The sequence below is a fragment of the Kitasatospora sp. NPDC057500 genome, from assembly GCF_042802195.1.
Taxonomy (GTDB): Bacteria; Actinomycetota; Actinomycetes; order Streptomycetales; family Streptomycetaceae; genus Kitasatospora.
In genome coordinates this window covers 1-16,541 of the sequence record NZ_JBHVER010000185.1, presented here as the reverse complement: position 1 = coordinate 16,541, position 16,541 = coordinate 1, and the positions used below count along the sequence as shown (strand labels likewise).

Below are 16,541 nucleotides of genomic sequence, written 5' to 3'. Positions count from 1 at the left end.
CCCCGGGGAGGAGCGACCGGCTCCTCCCCGGGGGCCGCGGAGCGGCGGGATCAGACCCGGCCGGCGAAGTCCGGGGCCCAGTTGGCGACCGTCTGGACGCGCACGCCCGACTTCGGGTTGGCGGCCTCGACGTACTTGCCGTCGCCGATGTAGAGCGCGACGTGGTAGACGCCGGAGTCCTTGCCGTTGTTGGACCAGAACAGCAGGTCGCCCGGCTTGAGGGCGTCCAGCGGGACGTGGGTGGACGCGGCGGCCTGGTCGGCGGCGACGCGCGGGACGGAGACGCCCGCGGCGCGCAGCGCGGCCTGGGTCAGGCCGGAGCAGTCCCAGCCGCCGTTGCCGGTGCCGCCGTAGACGTAGGCCTGGCCGACCTTCGACTGGGCGAAGGAGACGGCGGCGGCCATGCTGCCGGTGGCGGTCTGGGCCGGGGCCGGGGTCTCGGCCTGCGCGGCGGGCTCGGCCGCCGGCTTGGCGGCGGGGGCCTGGGCCTGGTTCTGCGGCCGGGCGGCCGGGGCCCGGGTACCGCTGTCGGCGCGGTTGAACCAGTCGAAGTCCCGGCCGTCGGCGCGGTCGCCCAGGGTCAGCCGCTGGCCCGGGTAGATGGTGTGCGGGCCGTCGGCCAGGGTGGCGCGGTTGAGCTCGTACAGGCGCTGCCAGCCGCCCTGGACGTGCTGCTCGTCGGCGATGGTGGACAGCCAGTCGCCGGCGGCCACGGTGTAGGCCCCGGCGCCCTGCTGGCCGGCCTGCTGACGCCACTGCCGGCCGTCCTGGCGCTGCTCGGCGGCGGGGGCGGTGGTCGTGGCGGCCGGGGCCTGGGCCTGCGGCTCGGCGGCGGGCTTGGCGGCCGGCTGCTGGGCGGCGGGCTTCTCGGCGGGCTTGGCGGCCGGGGCGGGGGTCCGGGCCGGGGCGGCCGGCTCGGCGGCGGCGGAGGCGGAGGTGTCCACCGCGGCCGGGGTGCCGCCCTTGGTCAGGCCGGCTTTGACCGAGCAGACCGGCCAGGCGCCGGGGCCCTGCACGGCCAGGACCTTCTCGGCGATCGCGATCTGCTGGTCCTTGGTGGCCAGGTCGGCGCGCGCGGCGTACGCGGTGCCGCCGAACCCCGCCCAGGTGGAGCTGGTGAACTGGAGGCCGCCGTAGAAGCCGTTGCCGGTGTTGATGCTCCAGTTGCCGCCGCTCTCGCACTGGGCGACCTTGTCCCAGGTGGCGACGGAGGCGGCGGAGGCGGTGCCGGAGGTCAGGCAGGGGACGGTGAGACCGATGCCCGCGACGCCGAGGGCGGCGATCGCGCGACGGGTACGGCCGGACAGGCGGGTGCCGTTGGTGGGCAGCATGAAGACGCGGTCCTCTCCCACGCCTGCGAGGTGAGCTGTCGGATTCGGGCTGGAGTTGCCCGGCCGCGCTGTGGACGCGGCTTCACCCCTAGCCCGGGGCCGGCCCGAAGGACCGGTCCTGGGCGAACTACCTGTGGTTCCCCCGCTCCTGCCGTGGTGCATTGCGCTGCCAGCGCGCCCGACGGCAGGACTCGGCGTCGCGGACGTGCTGGGTCCGTGTGGCCACGAACGGGGAGCACGTTAAGCAGAGGCGCGTTCAAACCGCAAACATGTGTGACGCTCGTCACGGTTTACGAAAACGCCGCCGAACGACTGTCCTTCATGATCAGAAATGACCGATTTCCCGCAACGCCGGTCGCGGCCAACGCAACTGCCTATGCTTCAGAGCGTCGGCACCGCGCCGACGCGCCGCAGCCGTCTCGGGAGAGGGCTACGCACCGATGGGCATCGACGAGGAGCCGGACGCCTCCCGTCCGGCCGCCCGGCCGCGTGGAGCGCATCGCCGGGCAAAGCACCGCAGAGCGGACATCCAACCCGAACCATCCCGAACTCACCTGACCCGCCGGGCACTACTGCGCTGGCTCGCCGTCGGCACCGCCTTCGCGGCGATCAGCGGCGAGGAGATCCTGCGCCGCTCGCTGACCGGCGAGACCCGGCTCGTCACCCCGGCCGCCGCCATCGGCACGACCCCGACCGAGGCGGCCGGCCCGATGGGCCCCGACGGCCACGGCGGCTCCCCGCCGGGCGGCGCGGCCCCCGAGCAGCCCGCCCCCGCACCCACCGTCGACCAGAGCGGGCGCCGCTGGTCCGACCGGGCCGGCTGGGGCGGCGGCCCGCCCGGCCCGCGCAGCGCCGTGCGGATCACCGACCGGGTGCTGCTCGACACCGACGCCGAGGTCGGCTCCCTGCTGGTCGAGCCGGGCGGCGCGCTCACCTTCGCCGCCGACCGCACCGTCACCCTCGCCGCCGCCGGCAACGTCGAGGTCCGCGGCACCCTCGCCCTCGCCCCCGACGGCGACCACGTCCACACCCTGCGCTTCCCCGCCGTCGACGAGAAGCGCTTCCAGGGCGACGGCATGAAGGTGGTCGACACCGACGTCGGCCTCTGGGTCACCGGCGCCGGCTACCTGCGGCTGGACGGCGCCGCCAAGACCGCCTGGGTCCGCGCCGGGGGCGGACTCGCGGCCGGCGACACCGCCGTCGAGCTGGCCGCCCCGCCCGCCGGCTGGCTGCCCGGCGACGAACTCGCCGTCACCCCGACCGGCCCGCCCGACCAGGACGGCTTCTCCGCCGCCTACGACCTCGTCACCATCCGGTCCGTCAGCGGAACCACCGTCACCCTGAACGCCCCGCTCCGCCACGCCCACCCCGGGGTCGCCGCCGGAGGGGGCGTCACCGCCGGCGCCGAGGTGCTCAACCTGACCCGCAGCGTCCGGGTCGAGGGCACCGCCGAGGGCCGCACCCACGTCCACCTCACCAGCTCCCGGCGCGCCGACGTCCGGCACACCGCGCTGCGCTGGGTCGGCCCGCGCGCCGACACCAAGGAGACCTGGAAGGGCCCGGACGGCGCCGCCCCGGTCACCGCGCCGGTGCTCGGCCGCTACGGCCTGCACTTCCACCGGCTCGGCGACACCACCCGCGGCACCGTCGTCGAGGGCGTGGTCGTCCGCGACGCCGGCAGCCACGCCTACGTCCCGCACGCCAGCCACGGCATCACCTTCCGCGCCTGCATCAGCCACGAGACGTGGGAGGACGCCTACTGGTGGGACGGCCCGCTGGACACCCGCACCCCCCAGCAGCCGTCCGACGACATCGTCTACGAGTCCTGCGTCGCCTCCCGCACCCTGCTCGAACCCAACCCCCGGGCCTACCGGCTGACCGGTTTCAACCTCGGCGCGGGCACCGGCGGCAAGGCGCTGGACTGCGTGGCGGTCGGCGTCCAGGGGGCCAACGGCGCCTCGGGCTTCGAGTGGCCGGAGAACAGCGAGGGCGTGTGGACCTTCCAGCGCTGCCTGGCCCACAACAACCTCCAGGACGGGATCTTCGTCTGGCTGAACGCCAGGCACCACCACGTGGTCACCGAGTTCGCGGCCTACCACAACGGCGGCTGGGGCATCGAGCACGGCGCCTACCTCAACGACTTCGACTACACGGCGAGCGTGCTGTACGGCAACGCGGGCGGGGGAGTGGCGCTGCACTCGCTCGGCCGGGACAAGGGCACCGTCTTCGACGGGCTGCTGATCGACGCCGCCGGCCGCAGCGACTTCGCGGTCTCCACCGCCCGGCACGAGCTCGCCGGGGAGTCCGTCACCTTCAGCCGCTGCCGCTTCACCGGCTACCGCCGGGCCGGGGTCGCCTTCCGGGCCGGGGCCGACGGCAAACCGGACGACCTGCTGGTGCTGGACTGCGAGTTCGGCGGCAACGAGCTGTGGCTCGACCCGGAGGCCGGGCCGCCCAAGAACATCCTGCTGCGCCGGGCCGGGTCCACCGAGGTGCTCCAGGTGCGCCGGGCGGGCGAGGAGGGCACCGCCCGGCCGCAGTGGAACGCCGCCGCGGCCGTGGTGCCCACCCTGGCCGGCCAGTCGCGGCCGGTGAGCCTGCCGGCGCTCAGACTGAAGGACGCCGCCGCGCCCACCACCCGGGTGGGCCGCTAGGAACGGAGAAGGGCCCGGAACGGTGCGTCCGTTCCGGGCCCTTCGCACGGGGGTGCTACTGGGCGGCGTGCCGCCCGCCGGCGCGCGGACCGTCCTCCTCCGCGGGGCCGGCCTGGTCGGCGGCCCCGGGGTCGGCGGCCGGCAGCGCGGCCAGGTAGGTGGAGGCGACCAGCTGGCCGACCGCCTGGTACGCGCCCAGCGGCGCGGCCGACGGGCAGCCCGACTCCTCGGCGGCCGCGGCGAGCAGCTCGGCGTCCGCCTCAGGGCCGATCACCAGCGGGGCGAGCGCCGGGTTCTGGGCGCCCATCTCCTTGAGGTGGGCGACGGCGTCGGCGACCGAGCCGGGTACGTCCAGCGCGGCGGCGACGACCGGCACGGCGAGCCGGGCGGCCAGCAGCATGCCGGTGATGCCGGCGGCGTCGGCCGCGGCCTGCCCGCCGACGGTGGTGAGCACCACGCCGTCGGCGGCGGTCGCGATGGCGAACAGCCGGGCCCGGTCGGCGCGGGCCAGCCCGGCCTCGGAGAGGCGGACGTGGACGGCCTCGGCGAGCAGCGGGTGCGGCCCCAGCGCGTCGGTGACGGGGGCGCCGTACTCGGCGGCGAGCCCGTGCAGCGCGGGGAGGAAGTCGTGCGGGCCGGGCACCAGCGGCACCACGACCGGCGCGGGCAGGCCCGCCCCGGCCGCCTCGGCCAGCAGTTCGGCGACGGTGCGCTCGTCGTCCGCGTCGGCGTTGCCGTCACCGGAGGGGAGGTAGCCGGCGATGGTCCGGACGCCGTTCTGCTCGCTGCGGACGATGGACAGCAGCTCCTCGACGACGGACCGGGAGTCCGGCCCGGCGGCCGCGGGGACGGCGAGCAGCAGGGCCGGGGAACCGGCCGGGATCTCGGGGCGCTCGGGACGGCGGTGGCGCCCCCGCGCACGGGAGCCTGGAGTGCGGACGGGCAGTGGCGCGCCCGGGATGGCTGCGGTGCTCATGGCGGAGATCGTAGGACATCGGCCCACCCGCTCCGCAGTCGGCTGCCGAACCAGGAGGGGCGGCCACTGCGAAAATCGGACATAACCGGCCCCAGGCCGACGGTTCTCCCGCTACCCGGTCAGATGCGCCGGAACGGGAACCGCGTTGCGGCTTCCGTGCGTGAGATGTCTCACAGCGCGCGGACGGGCTGACGGAGCGTCACGGAAGGGCGACTCCCGGCGTTCGAAGATCAACAATCGGCGGGTGGTCGCCTACGGGCGGTTATCGGCGGCTTGCCGATTCAGTCAGCTATGTCCGTTTACGTACCGTCAGTAGGGGGCCTTGTGAAGAGTTCCGGTTCGGTGTCGAAAAGGCCGTGCACCTGCAACGTCCCGTGCTGATGCACGTGCACTGGAGCTATCATCGCGTCAAGTGAGGCGTTGTGCCGGGCCGGTACGGGGCCGGCCCGTCCGTTCGGCCGGGGCCGGGGCGCCGAGCTGAACGACCCACTCCGGAGCTCTTCGGGAGATTTCTATGCACGACACGCGCGACACGCACGACACGTACGACCCGTACAACGGGATGGCCGCTACCGATCTCGAGGGTGTGGTCTGGCAGAAGAGTCTGCACAGCAACTCCCAGGGGAACTGCGTCGAGTTCGCCGCCCTGCCGGGGGGCGAGGTGGCGATGCGCAACTCGCGCTTCCCGGACGGTCCGGCACTCATCTACACCCGGGCCGAGATCGCCGCACTGCTCCTGGGGGCGAAGGACGGGGAGTTCGACCACCTGGCGGTCTGACCGGCCGCCGGCTTCACCATCGGGGGGCCGTCGTGGGTGCTGACACCACGACGGCCTTTGTCTTTCTCCGGCCCAGGTGAGGCCCGGGCGAGTCCCCTCCGAGTCCCCTCCGAGACCCCTCTGCGGCCCCGGTGATCCCCCGGGTGCGGTCCCGCGGACGCCGTCCGGGCCGCCCGTCAGGGGTCCGCGCCCCTGGGTGTGCCGGGAACGCCACGGCTGTCGCCGCCACCGCCGGGGGCTGCCGGTGCCCGCTGCCCGAGGGCCGCCGGTCGCCGCTACCGGGGTGTCGTTCGCCGTGCTGTGGTGGTTCCGTGGGCCGTACCGCCGGACCCGTGGCCGGCCGGGGTACCCGTCCTGACCGGTCGTCCGTCAGGCCGAACGACGGTGCCGTCCGCCGAACTCCGTCACCGGGGCGGGTGCCTGGAGCGGCGCCCGTTCCGCCTCGAACAGCGCCCAGACGACCTTGCCGCCGCCCAGCGGGTGCCAGCCCCAGGAGCGGCTGAACGAGTCGACCAGGTGCAGGCCCCGGCCGGACTCCGCCACGAAGTCCGCCTCCCGGGCCACCGGGCCGGTGCTGCTGGGATCGCTCACCGCGCAGACCACCTGGGGCGCGCGGTGCACGAGGCTTATTCGGATCGGCAGCCGGCCCTCGGCGGCTGGCGACGTGGGAAAGTCGTAGTCGTCCGCCGCAGTGGGGCACGCGCCGATCGCGTGCCGCAGCGCATTGGTCACCAGCTCGGACGCGACCAGCGCGACATCGTCGAAGAGCTCGCCCAGCCCCCAGCGCTGCAGGGCGGTCCTGGCGAAGTCGCGCGCGGTTCTGACGGCCTCATAGCGGGGTGCGAGCGTACAGGTGACCACTAGGGGGTCGACTGCCAAAGCCGTTCCGGTGCTCATGAAGAGCTCCTCCCATAAGGGGGCGGACACGGCTGGACCCGCCGGGGTCATGCCGGTCACCTCCGACTCGCTCGGCCGCGCGGCCGCCCCTCGACCAGGCGCGCGCGCACGAGGGCCCGGAGGCGCGGGGGCGCTGCCGGGCCGGTGCACGGAATCGCGCGTGGGGTCGACGCGGAGCCCGCGGGATTGCCAGGGATGTGCAGGTGCACGTGCACCATCGTGCTCTGCGCTCACTGCAGATGCAAGAGTCGATTCACGTGCAGTCGTTCAAATGGCATATGCAAGCGCCGGATGCACGTGCATCCTGGTGTGCGGAGCGCAGAACTGATAGGAACATCCGTCAGTATCGGCACCGTGAGCGCTCAACTGATGGCAGACTGTGCGCTGTTTGCCCTAGGTGGAGGTTAGGACCGCATGACCACAGTTCAGCCGGGCGGCGGCTCGATGGTCCGCCGGATCCTCCTCGGCTCCCAGCTGCGCCGGCTCCGCGAGACGCGCGGCATCACCCGCGAGGACGCGGGATACGCGATTCGCGCCTCCGAGTCCAAGATCAGCCGCATGGAACTCGGCCGGGTCAGCTTCAAGGAACGTGACGTCGCCGACCTGCTCAGCCTCTACGGCGTGGACGACGGCCTCGAACGCGAGGCACTGCTCGGCCTGGTCCGCGAGGCGAACAAGTCGGGCTGGTGGCACAGCTTCAACGACGTCCTGCCGGGCTGGTTCCAAACCTATGTCGGCCTGGAGGAGGCCGCTGCCCTCATCCGTACCTACGAGGTCCAGTTCGTCCCCGGCCTGCTCCAGTCCGAGGAGTACGCACGGGCGGTTTTCGGCCAGAGTCGGCCGGTGATCAGCGAGGAGGAGGTGGAGCGCAGGGTCAGCCTGCGGATGCGCCGCCAGAAGCTGCTCACCGAGGGCAACAGCCCGCGGCTCTGGGCGGTCATCGACGAGGCCGCGCTGCGCCGGCCGGTCGGCGGGCCCCAGGTGATGCGCGGCCAGGTCCAGTACCTGATCGACGCCGCCGAGGAGGCCAACGTGGTCATCCAGGTCATGCCGTTCCGCTTCGGTGCGCACGCCGGTGAGTCCGGTGCGTTCACCATCCTGCGCTTCCCCGAGCAGGACCTCGCGGACGTCGTCTACCTGGAGCAGCTGACCAGTGCGCTGTACCTGGACAAGCGCGACGACGTCGACGCCTACATCCAGGTCATGGAGCGGCTCTGCGTGGACAGCCTCACGCCCGAGCGCACCATCGACCTGCTGGCCTCGATCCTGAAGGAGCGCTGAGCGGGAGCCGGGAGGCGCCCGGGAGACCGGGAGGCGACCGGAGCACGACGGGGGGGCGGCCGCCGGCCGCCGCGGGTCAGCCGCGGGCCGGCGGCCGCTCCCGTTCCGGCGGCTGGGGCTGCGGCGGGCGGCCCAGGTGCCAGGGCAGGCCGTAGCGGCCGAACAGGTCGGCGCGGATCGGGGCCAGCGAGAGCTCGGCCCCGGGCAGCAGCACGCCTATGCAGCCGCCCATCAGCGCGCTGCGCAGCACCGCGTGCTCGGCCGCCGGGTCGGGCGCCCCCCAGTCGCGCAGCAGTCCCTGGAGGATGGCGCCGAGCCGCTGCTGCTCCGGGTCCTGGACGAAGGCGCCGGTGTCCGGGTCGAGGATCAGCGCGAGGTGCGAGCGCATCACCCGCGGGTGGTCCATGGCCAGGCCGAGCACCGTGTCGATGGCCCGGGCCAGCCGGGCCTCCGGGCCCGCTCCGGGGTCCAGTTCGCCGAGCGCGCCGGTCAGCGCCTGGTGCATCATCCGGTGGGTCGCGGACTGCATCAGCAGCCGCTTGCCGTCGAAGTAGTAGGAGAGCAGTCCGCGCGCGAGCCCGGCCCGCTCGGCGATGTCGGTCAGCGTGGTGCCGGCGTAGCCGCGCTGGTCGACCAGTTCGACGGTGGCCCGCATGATGCGTCGCCGGGAACGCTGGCGCATCTCCTCATTGACCGAATCCCCGCGAGGTGCCATCGTGTCTGCTCCGTACGTTCGTTGGCTGGCGGCCAATATACTGGCCGGGCCGGCGGCCGAACCTCGGCGGCCGGCGCTCGGCCGGGCGGTCCGGTTCGGTTCGTACGGAGGCGCCGGCCCTACCAACACGGGGGTTTGGTAGAGTCGGCGCCTTGCCCGACGGCGTGGTCCGGACTCCGGCCGGGGACCGCTGTCCGGGGTCCCCGAGGCCGTCCGGTGCTTGTGGGTCAGCTCTTGCTGAGGATCTCGCCGCGCCGCTGAGCCAGGTCTTCCCGGCCCGCTGACGGATAATCATAGTCCGGGACGGACGGGGGAGTGGCCTTCTTCCGCCGGTCCAGCACGGCACCGGCGACGGCGATCACCAGACCGGCCAGCGCGACCGCGGTGACGAAGAACAGCGCGGGCCGGTAGCCGTCCAGCTGGGCCTGGGCACTCGTCCCGCCGCCGTTGCCCGCGGTGATGATCGCGGTGGCGCCGGCCAGCACGACCGCGGTGCCGACCTGGATCGCGGTGTTCACCAGCCCGGAGGCCAGCCCCTGCTCCTCGTCGGCCACCCCGTCGGTGGCGGCGATGTTCACCGAGGGGAAGGCCAGCGCGAAGCCGACGCCCAGCAGGACGATCGACGGGAGCACCAGCGCCGGGTACGAGCTGTGCTCGTCCAGCCGCAGGAACAGCGCGAAGGCGGCGACCAGGGCGAGCAGGCCGATCGGCAGCAGCCGGCCGGTGCCGAAGCGGTCCACCACCGGGCCCATGAACGGCGCCGAGAGCGCGATCATCGCACCGGCCGGGAGCAGTCCGAGCGCCATCGCCAGGGCCGACCAGCCGAGCAGGTCCTGGAGGTAGAGGGTGACCACGAACTGGAAGCCGCCGTACGCGCCGGCCATCGCGAACGCGATCACATTGGCCCGGGCGACCCGGCCGTTGCGGAAGATGCCGAGCCGCACCAGCGGGTGCGCGGTGCGGCTCTCGACCACCAGGAAGGCCGCGACGAGCAGCACCACGGCGGCGAGCGAGCCCAGGGTGCGCAGGCTGAGCCAGCCCGCGCCCTGCGCCTCGGTGGCGGTGAAGACCAGCAGCAGGACGGCGCCGGTGCCGGTGATGGCACCGAGCACGTCGTAGCGGCCGTGCGCCTTCTCCTCCACCGGGCGGGGGAGCAGCCGGACGGCGAAGGCCAGGGCGATCAGCGCGATCGGGACCGGCATCAGGAAGGTCCAGCGCCAGCCGACCGAGGTGAGCAGTCCGCTGAGCACCAGGCCGAGCGAGAAGCCGCTGGCGCCGCAGGTGGTGTAGATCGACAGCGCCCGGTTGCGGGCGGGGCCCTCGGGGAACGTCGTGGTGATGATCGACAGGCCGGCCGGCGCGGTGAAGGCGGCGGCGACGCCCTTGAGGAAGCGGGCGGCGATCAGCAGGCCGCCGTCGTCGACCAGGCCGCCGAGCAGGGAGGCGGCGGCGAAGACGGCGAGCGCGGTCAGGAAGACCCGGCGGCGGCCGAGCAGGTCGGCGGTGCGGCCGCCGAGCAGCAGCAGGCCGCCGTAGCCGAGCACGTAGCCGGAGACCACCCACTGCAGGGTGGAGGTGGAGAGGTGCAGTTCGGAGCCGATGGACGGCAGGGCGATGCCCACCATCGAGACGTCCAGGGCGTCCAGGAAGAGCGCGGCGCAGAGCACGATGAGCGTGCCCCAGAGGCGAGGAGTCCAGTGGCCCCCGGCAGCTGACGGTGCGTCGGGTGTCGTGGCGGTCGCTGAGGTCATGTCGCAAGAGGCTACATGCACATGCATCCAATGCAAGTGAATAAGATGTTAACGCATAAGTTGCTTGCGCCTGTGGTACCGTGGCGGCGTGACTGAACTCGACTCCCCGGCGGAGGCAGGTCTGGTCGCCCAGTGGCGCGACCTGCTGGCCCGGCATGCCCAGACCGCCTGCCTGCTCGACCGCGAGCTCGGCGAGAAGCACGGGCTGGGCATGAGCGAGTTCGAGGTGCTGGAACGCCTGGTCGAGGGCTGCGACGGCACCGGCGGCGGACTGCGGGTCCAGGAGCTGGCCCCCACCGTGCACCTCAGCCAGAGCGCGCTCTCCCGGCTGATCGGCCGGCTGGAGAAGGCCGGGCTGGTCACCCGTGCGATGTGCGCCGACGACCGGCGCGGCATCAAGGTCGCGCTGACCGGGGAGGGGCGCCGGCGCTACACCGAGGCTCGCCCGCTGCACCGCGAGGTGCTCTCGCTCACCCTGGACGACGACCCGGTGGCCGCCTGCGGGCCGATCGCCGGCCGATCCGCCGTCAACCCGCCCGCCGCTCCCGCGGGTTCCGCGGGTTCCTGACCGCGGCGGCGCTCAGCGCAGCGCCAGCAGGCCCGGCGCGACGGCCAGCGCCACGGTCGCGGCGGGCGCCGCCAGGGCGACCAGCGTCAGCCGGAGCCGGTTCGGCACCGAAAGCCGCGGCCGCCCCGCCAGCAGCCGGTCCACCCGCTTCGGGGACTGCGCCAGCCCGGGCGGGCAGGAGCCGAACACCCCGCGCCCCAGGTTGAGCTCGGCCAGCGCCAGGGCAGTGGTGTGCCGCCCGTGCCGGCGCGCCGCCCGGTCGTCCGCCGCCAGCTCCACCAGCTCGCCCACCTGGTCCCGGAAGGCGCGGAACACCCCGACCCCGGGAAAACCGGAGGCGAGCGCCTGCGCGCCCTGGGCCAGCCAGTGGTGCCGGGCCCGGACGTGCCCGCGCTCGTGGCTGAGGACCGCGGCCAGCTCCCGGTCGGTCAGCTGTCGCATCGCCCCGGTGGTCACCACCAGCCGGGAGTCGTGCCCCGGCAGCGACCACGCCTCCGGACGGACGTTCTCCAGCACCACCAGCCGCTCCCGGCGCGGCCGGGCTCCCTGGCCCGAGACCGGCTCGATCGACTCCGGCAACGGCGGTGACAGCTGGGCCAGTTGGGCGTGCCGGCGGTCCCGCAGCGCCTTCGCCGTCCGGACCTCGCGGGTCAGCGCGAACACCGTCTGCAGCCCGCCCGCCGCCAGCACCGCCGCGCAGAGCCGGCCCCAGCCCTCGGCGTTGTGCAGCCCGTACGCGGCCTCCACACCCCTCGGCGCGAAGGAGAACAGCACCTCGCGCAGGGCGGGCAGGGCGGCCATCGCGGCGAGCAGCAGGCTCAGCGCGCAGCACAGCAGCACGGCCACCACCAGGCACTGCCAGGCCAGCAGCGCCAGCACCGGTTCACGCTCCACCCAGCGCGCCCGGGTCAGCAGCCGGGGAGCGGCGGTGGCGAGCAGCAGTCCGAGCAGGAGCAGGCCGAGCAGGGCCGTCATGGCATGGGCTCCCCGAGGAGGCACGGAGCGCGACAGTGCGCTTCCCGCCAACTTATGCGTCGGCGCGGCGGGGTGGTACGGATTTCGGCCACCCGTGACCAACGCCACGGCCGCGCTCCGGCGCGTCGGGTGCCGCCGGCCCGGCGCCGACGGCTACATGGTCAGGAGCATGGCGAACATGCCGATGACCACCGAGAGCCGGCAGGCCTTGGTCAGCCCGGCCGAGGCCACCGGCACCGTGCCGCCGCTCGTGGGTACCGTGCCGCCGCTCGTGCTCAGCAGCCGGCTGCCGGACCACAGCGCGTACCCGCCGAAGTAGGCGAGCAGCGCCCCGGTCAGCGCCGGCGAGTCCGCCGCCGCGTGGTGCCCGGAGTGGCCGGACCCGGCGGCCATCACCAGTGCCATGTAGGTCATCGCCAGCGCGCCGACGGCGTGGTGCAGCCGGTGTGCGCGCCGGTCCGGGCGGCGGGCGGCCGCCAGCAGCAGGAGTACCGCGGGCGGACCGTACACCCAGGCCCACACCTCGCCGGGCACGGCCGTCCCGGTCACCGCCATGGCCGCCATGCCGCAGCCCATCAACCCCTCGGCGAGGTCCGACTCGTGGTCGCGCCACCGCCGCCGGACCGTCGTCGTGCCGTCCGCCCGCGTGCTCCCCGTCGGCGCGCCCTCCGCGGGGGAGCACGGGGCGTGGCGCAGCCGGGAGAGGCAGTAGCCCCCGGACACCGCGGTGAGGACGGCGAGCAGCCAGCTGACCAGGTCCGGACCGTGCAACGTCGGCCTCCCGGGCGGCGCGGACGGGCGTCCCGTCCACGATCACCGCTGACCGCCATGGGCAGCAGGGCGCGAACGGGGGCGCATGGACGTGTCGGTCGTGGTGCGGCCGGCAGCCCGCGCCGGTCCGTGATCTCTTCCCCGGTGGCGGGCCCCGGACACGCGCGGCATGGTCGCCTTGGGAGGCTTCGTCCCCCGTCGTCCGGAAGATCCCACGGGCCGTTCACACCCCCGCCGCGCGCGCTTCGGTCGAAGCTCACCGCAGATCCGCCGCCAGGACCCCCCTTGAACAGAAGAACCTTTCGTACTTATGGTGGTCTCGTTGAAAACCCTCCTGTCGAAGTGAGTCCACGATGCAGAATCTTTCGCCAAGGCTCGCTGTGGCGGCCGACGCCCCGGTCCAGAACCTCGCCGAGCACCCCGCCTGGCTGCGTCTGAAGGACGCCGTCGAGACCCTGCGCCCCCTGCAGTCCAAGGACGGCTCCATCGACCTGTCCGCCGTGCAGCGCCAGACCGTCGACCCGCTGGTCGCCACCGTGCGCACCGCCGTCGCGGAGCTGGCCCCGCACTTCCCGCACGACGCCGCCTACCTGGCCGCCGTCGACGCCGACCTGGCCAAGTGGGCCGACACCGGCTACCGGGAGCCCGACTTCCTGGACTCGCTGCTCGCCTTCCAGCCCGCCGACCAGCGCGAGGACGGCCTCCAGCACCTGGTCGTCTTCCCGATGTACACCCAGAACGGCAACCCGAACCGCAACCTCGAAGCCGTCCTGCTGAACGTCGTGTGGCCCGAGTGGCTCGCCGAGCTGGAGCGGACCCGCTTCGACAACCCGATGTTCGTGCCGATCACCTTCAACGACTTCACGTCCGGCTACGACACCAACTCCGCCGTCCTCTTCCCCGAGACCGTGGCCGTGCGCAAGGCGCCGGAACGTTTCACCTGGGGCGGCATCTTCTGCGACCGCGAGGCCGCCCGCTTCCGCGTCGTCACCACCAACGCCGTCGACCTGCTCGGCCTGGAGATCCCCGCCGACGCCGCCGGCCTGCTGGAGGACCAGGAGCGCGCACAGCAGACCTTCGTGCTCTGGGACCTCATCCACGACCGGACCCACAGCCACGGCGACCTGCCGTTCGACCCCTTCATGATCAAGCAGCGCAGCCCGTTCTGGATGTACGGCCTGGAGGAGCTCCGCTGCGACCTCACCACCTTCAAGGAGGCGGTGCAGCTGGAGACCGAGGGCAACGAGCACGCCCGCGACGTCCAGTACGCGATCCTCTTCGACCGCCTCTTCCGCTTCCCGGTCTCCGGCGACCGCGTGCGCAACTACGACGGCATGGGCGGCCAGCTGCTCTTCGCCTACCTGCACAAGCACGACGCCCTGCGCTGGCGCGACAACCGCCTCAGCATCGACTGGGACCGCGCCCCGCAGGTCACCAACGCGCTCTGCGCCGAGATCGAGACCCTCTACCGCGACGGCATCGACCGCCCCAAGCCGGCCCACTGGATCGCCGCCTACGAGCTGGTCTCCCGCTACCTCACCCCGCACCCCGCCTCCACCTGGGCCAAGGGCACCGAGGCGCTGCCCTTCGACCTCACCGACGGCAAGGCGCTCAACAAGGCCCTGTGCGACGCTGTGCTCCCCGACGAGTTCCCGCTGAGCATGTTCTACGAGGCCCTCTCCAAGAAGCTCGGCGGCGTCATCGCCTCCACCACCGGCATCACCGGTGCCGGCCTCCAGGGAGCCGCCGCGTGACCACCGCACCCAAGGGACCGCTGACCGGCAAGGTCATCGCCGTCGCCGGAGCCAGCGGCCCGGCCGGCCAGGCCGTACTGCGCCGCCTCGCCGCCGACGGCGCCACCGTCATCGGCGCCGACATCGACGCCCAGCGACTGGAGGCCGCCCTCGACACCGTGCGCGTCGCCGTGCGCGGAGCGCGCGTCAGCGGCCAGGTCATCGACCTCCTCGACCCCCAGGAGGTCCACGACTGGGCCGACCACCTGGAGGCCGAGCACGGCCACGTCGACGGCGTCTTCCACCTGGTCGGCGGCTGGCGAGGCAGCAAGAGCTTCTTCGAGAGCCGGATCGACGACTGGGACTTCCTGCACGACACCGTCGTGCGGACCCTCCAGCACACCTCGCTGGCGTTCCAGCCCGCCCTGGTCCGCAGCGAGTCCGGCCGCTACGCGATGATCTCCGCCGCCGCCGCGCACAAGCCCACCTCCGGCGGCGCCGCCTACGCCGCCGCCAAGGCCGCCACCGAGGCCTGGACGCTCGCCATGGCGGACTCCTTCCGCAAGGAGACCACCGCCGAGGACGGCAAGCCCACCGCCGCGGCTGCCATCCTGGTGATCAAGGCGTTGGTCAGTCCCGAGATGCGGGCCGAGAAGCCGGAGGCGAAGTTCGCCGGCTTCACCGACACCGCCGACCTCGCCGCACACCTGGCGGGCCTCTGGGACCGCCCCGCAGAAGAACTGAACGGACAGCACCTGTGGCTGACAGCCCGATGACCGACCTTTCCGGCACCACGGACGCGGTACGGCGGCACGACCCCGCCGTCCGCGGCTTCGCCAGCGACAACTACGCCGGCGTGCACCCCGAGGTCCTCTCCGCGATAGCCCTCGCCAACGGCGGCCACCAGGTCGCCTACGGTGAGGACGACTACACCGCCCACCTCCAGGACGTCTTCCGCCGCCACTTCGGCGACCAGGCCGAGGCGTACCCCGTCTTCAACGGCACCGGTGCCAACGTCGTCGCCCTCCAGGCCCTGCTCCCGCGCTGGGGCGCGGTGATCGCCGCCGAGACCGCCCACATCAACGTGGACGAGGGCGGCGCGCCGGAGAAGATGGGCGGCATCAAGCTGCTCACCGTCCCCACCCCGGACGGCAAGCTCACCCCCGAGCTCATCGACCGGCAGGCCTGGGGCTACGGCGACGAGCACCGCGCCCAGCCGCTCGCGGTCTCCATCACCCAGAGCACCGAGCTCGGCACCCTCTACACCGTGGAGGAGATCCGGGCGATCGTCGACCACGCGCACCAGCTCGGCATGCTGGTCCACGTGGACGGCTCGCGGCTGGCCAACGCCGCCGCCTCGCTCGGCGTCCCGCTGCGCGCCTTCACCACGGACGTCGGCGTCGACGTGCTCTCCTTCGGCGGCACCAAGAACGGCCTGCTGTTCGGCGAGTGCGTGGTCGTGCTCAACCCCGAGAAGGTCCGGAACATCAAGTTCCTGCGCAAGACCTCGATGCAGCTCGCGTCGAAGATGCGCTTCGTCTCGGTCCAGTTCGAGGCGCTGCTCTCCGGCGACCTCTACCTCCGCAACGCCGGCCACGCCAATGCCATGGCGAGCCGGCTGGAGTCGGCGGTCCGCGGGATCGACGGCGTGACCGTCGTCCGCCCCGCCCAGGCGAACGCGGTGTTCGCGATCCTCCCGCGGGAGGTGAGCGAGCGGCTCCAGAAGCGCTACCGCTTCTACTTCTGGGACGAGCACACCGGTGAGGTCCGCTGGATGTGCGCCTTCGACACCACGGAGGCCGACATCGACGCCTTCGCGGCGGCCATCGCCGAGGAGATGGGCCGCGCCTGACGCGGACTCCGAACCGCCTGTCGTCCCGTCCTGCGCCAGCAGGGCGGGACGATTTGCATGTGGCGTGCCGCCTCCCATACAGTTCCGGAGTCGCCGCGAGAGAGCGGGGACAAGCGGAAAGCAAAGTCGGGTGAATGAAACTCCGGAAAACGGAGCGGAAAACGTCTGATAAGCTGGAAACACGAAAGAACGAAGCGCCCGGAGGGCCGGTGTGAAAGCCGCCTGAAGGAAGCGTCCGTTCCTTGAGAACTCAACAGCG

Annotated in this window: 14 protein-coding genes and 1 riboswitch; of the genes, 7 read left to right on the top strand and 7 right to left on the bottom strand. The window is 73.2% G+C overall.

What is annotated here, in order from left to right:
- Nucleotides 1-50: 50 nt before the first annotated feature.
- Nucleotides 51-1,352 carry a transglycosylase family protein gene (locus ACFU74_RS29470; RefSeq protein WP_380762132.1) on the bottom strand — a complete coding sequence of 434 codons (1,302 nt, stop codon included), beginning with the start codon at nucleotides 1,350-1,352 and terminating at the stop codon, nucleotides 51-53.
- A riboswitch (cyclic di-AMP (ydaO/yuaA leader) is annotated at nucleotides 1,339-1,500 on the bottom strand. (Overlaps the previous gene by 14 nt.)
- A 271-nt stretch (nucleotides 1,501-1,771) precedes the next feature.
- Between ACFU74_RS29470 and ACFU74_RS29465 the strand changes: the two genes are divergently transcribed.
- Nucleotides 1,772-3,985 (top strand): hypothetical protein, encoded by a 2,214-nt coding sequence (locus ACFU74_RS29465; protein ID WP_380762130.1) that lies wholly within the window; start codon nucleotides 1,772-1,774, stop codon nucleotides 3,983-3,985.
- Between the two features lie 55 nt (nucleotides 3,986-4,040).
- On the opposite strand, the gene ACFU74_RS29460 is transcribed toward ACFU74_RS29465, so the two are convergent.
- Nucleotides 4,041-4,961, bottom strand: coding sequence for a hypothetical protein (locus ACFU74_RS29460; protein WP_380762128.1), 921 nt, complete (start codon nucleotides 4,959-4,961; stop codon nucleotides 4,041-4,043).
- 514 nt (nucleotides 4,962-5,475) lie between these two features.
- On the opposite strand from ACFU74_RS29460, the gene ACFU74_RS29455 reads away from it, so the two are divergent.
- Entirely contained in the window at nucleotides 5,476-5,739 is a 264-nt protein-coding gene (locus ACFU74_RS29455; protein ID WP_380762126.1) for a DUF397 domain-containing protein, read from the top strand.
- Nucleotides 5,740-6,108: 369 nt separating this feature from the next.
- On the opposite strand, the gene ACFU74_RS29450 is transcribed toward ACFU74_RS29455, so the two are convergent.
- Nucleotides 6,109-6,636 (bottom strand): ATP-binding protein, encoded by a 528-nt coding sequence (locus ACFU74_RS29450; RefSeq protein ID WP_380762125.1) that lies wholly within the window; start codon nucleotides 6,634-6,636, stop codon nucleotides 6,109-6,111.
- A 414-nt stretch (nucleotides 6,637-7,050) separates the two neighbouring features.
- Between ACFU74_RS29450 and ACFU74_RS29445 the strand changes: the two genes are divergently transcribed.
- On the top strand, nucleotides 7,051-7,917 hold the full coding sequence (locus tag ACFU74_RS29445; protein WP_344327623.1) for a helix-turn-helix transcriptional regulator: 867 nt from the start codon (nucleotides 7,051-7,053) through the stop codon (nucleotides 7,915-7,917).
- Nucleotides 7,918-7,993: 76 nt separating this feature from the next.
- Here the strand turns inward: ACFU74_RS29445 and ACFU74_RS29440 are convergent, their stop codons facing one another.
- Nucleotides 7,994-8,599, bottom strand: coding sequence for a TetR/AcrR family transcriptional regulator (locus ACFU74_RS29440; RefSeq protein WP_380762123.1), 606 nt, complete (start codon nucleotides 8,597-8,599; stop codon nucleotides 7,994-7,996).
- Between the two features lie 260 nt (nucleotides 8,600-8,859).
- A complete protein-coding gene (locus tag ACFU74_RS29435; protein WP_380762121.1) occupies nucleotides 8,860-10,383 on the bottom strand; it encodes an MFS transporter in 1,524 nt (507 codons plus the stop codon).
- 88 nt (nucleotides 10,384-10,471) lie between these two features.
- On the opposite strand from ACFU74_RS29435, the gene ACFU74_RS29430 reads away from it, so the two are divergent.
- On the top strand, nucleotides 10,472-10,951 hold the full coding sequence (locus tag ACFU74_RS29430; protein ID WP_380762119.1) for a MarR family winged helix-turn-helix transcriptional regulator: 480 nt from the start codon (nucleotides 10,472-10,474) through the stop codon (nucleotides 10,949-10,951).
- A 12-nt stretch (nucleotides 10,952-10,963) separates the two neighbouring features.
- On the opposite strand, the gene ACFU74_RS29425 is transcribed toward ACFU74_RS29430, so the two are convergent.
- Complete coding sequence (locus tag ACFU74_RS29425; RefSeq protein ID WP_380762117.1) at nucleotides 10,964-11,926, bottom strand: M56 family metallopeptidase; 963 nt, start codon at nucleotides 11,924-11,926, stop codon at nucleotides 10,964-10,966.
- Nucleotides 11,927-12,079: 153 nt separating this feature from the next.
- Complete coding sequence (locus ACFU74_RS29420; protein WP_380762115.1) at nucleotides 12,080-12,697, bottom strand: DUF5134 domain-containing protein; 618 nt, start codon at nucleotides 12,695-12,697, stop codon at nucleotides 12,080-12,082.
- A 353-nt stretch (nucleotides 12,698-13,050) separates the two neighbouring features.
- On the opposite strand from ACFU74_RS29420, the gene ACFU74_RS29415 reads away from it, so the two are divergent.
- The 3 genes from ACFU74_RS29415 to ACFU74_RS29405 are packed head-to-tail and all read left to right on the top strand — an operon-like array spanning nucleotide 13,051 to nucleotide 16,282.
- Nucleotides 13,051-14,451 carry a DUF6421 family protein gene (locus ACFU74_RS29415; protein WP_380762113.1) on the top strand — a complete coding sequence of 467 codons (1,401 nt, stop codon included), beginning with the start codon at nucleotides 13,051-13,053 and terminating at the stop codon, nucleotides 14,449-14,451.
- Nucleotides 14,448-15,206 carry an SDR family oxidoreductase gene (locus tag ACFU74_RS29410; protein WP_380762111.1) on the top strand — a complete coding sequence of 253 codons (759 nt, stop codon included), beginning with the start codon at nucleotides 14,448-14,450 and terminating at the stop codon, nucleotides 15,204-15,206. The genes ACFU74_RS29415 and ACFU74_RS29410 overlap by 4 nt, the downstream gene beginning before the upstream one ends.
- Nucleotides 15,203-16,282 carry a threonine aldolase family protein gene (locus ACFU74_RS29405; RefSeq protein WP_380762109.1) on the top strand — a complete coding sequence of 360 codons (1,080 nt, stop codon included), beginning with the start codon at nucleotides 15,203-15,205 and terminating at the stop codon, nucleotides 16,280-16,282. The genes ACFU74_RS29410 and ACFU74_RS29405 overlap by 4 nt, the downstream gene beginning before the upstream one ends.
- Nucleotides 16,283-16,541 lie beyond the last annotated feature (259 nt).

What these genes read in the sequence shown, in the direction of transcription:
- ACFU74_RS29465 (WP_380762130.1), top strand. Translation starts at nt 1,772, where the DNA reads ATGGGCATCGACGAGGAGCCGGACGCCTCCCGTCCGGCCGCCCGGCCG.
- ACFU74_RS29460 (WP_380762128.1), bottom strand. Translation starts at nt 4,961, where the DNA reads ATGAGCACCGCAGCCATCCCGGGCGCGCCACTGCCCGTCCGCACTCCA.
- ACFU74_RS29455 (WP_380762126.1), top strand. Translation starts at nt 5,476, where the DNA reads ATGCACGACACGCGCGACACGCACGACACGTACGACCCGTACAACGGG.
- ACFU74_RS29450 (WP_380762125.1), bottom strand. Translation starts at nt 6,636, where the DNA reads ATGAGCACCGGAACGGCTTTGGCAGTCGACCCCCTAGTGGTCACCTGT.
- ACFU74_RS29445 (WP_344327623.1), top strand. Translation starts at nt 7,051, where the DNA reads ATGACCACAGTTCAGCCGGGCGGCGGCTCGATGGTCCGCCGGATCCTC.
- ACFU74_RS29440 (WP_380762123.1), bottom strand. Translation starts at nt 8,599, where the DNA reads ATGCGCCAGCGTTCCCGGCGACGCATCATGCGGGCCACCGTCGAACTG.
- ACFU74_RS29435 (WP_380762121.1), bottom strand. Translation starts at nt 10,383, where the DNA reads ATGACCTCAGCGACCGCCACGACACCCGACGCACCGTCAGCTGCCGGG.
- ACFU74_RS29425 (WP_380762117.1), bottom strand. Translation starts at nt 11,926, where the DNA reads ATGACGGCCCTGCTCGGCCTGCTCCTGCTCGGACTGCTGCTCGCCACC.
- ACFU74_RS29415 (WP_380762113.1), top strand. Translation starts at nt 13,051, where the DNA reads ATGCAGAATCTTTCGCCAAGGCTCGCTGTGGCGGCCGACGCCCCGGTC.
- ACFU74_RS29405 (WP_380762109.1), top strand. Translation starts at nt 15,203, where the DNA reads ATGACCGACCTTTCCGGCACCACGGACGCGGTACGGCGGCACGACCCC.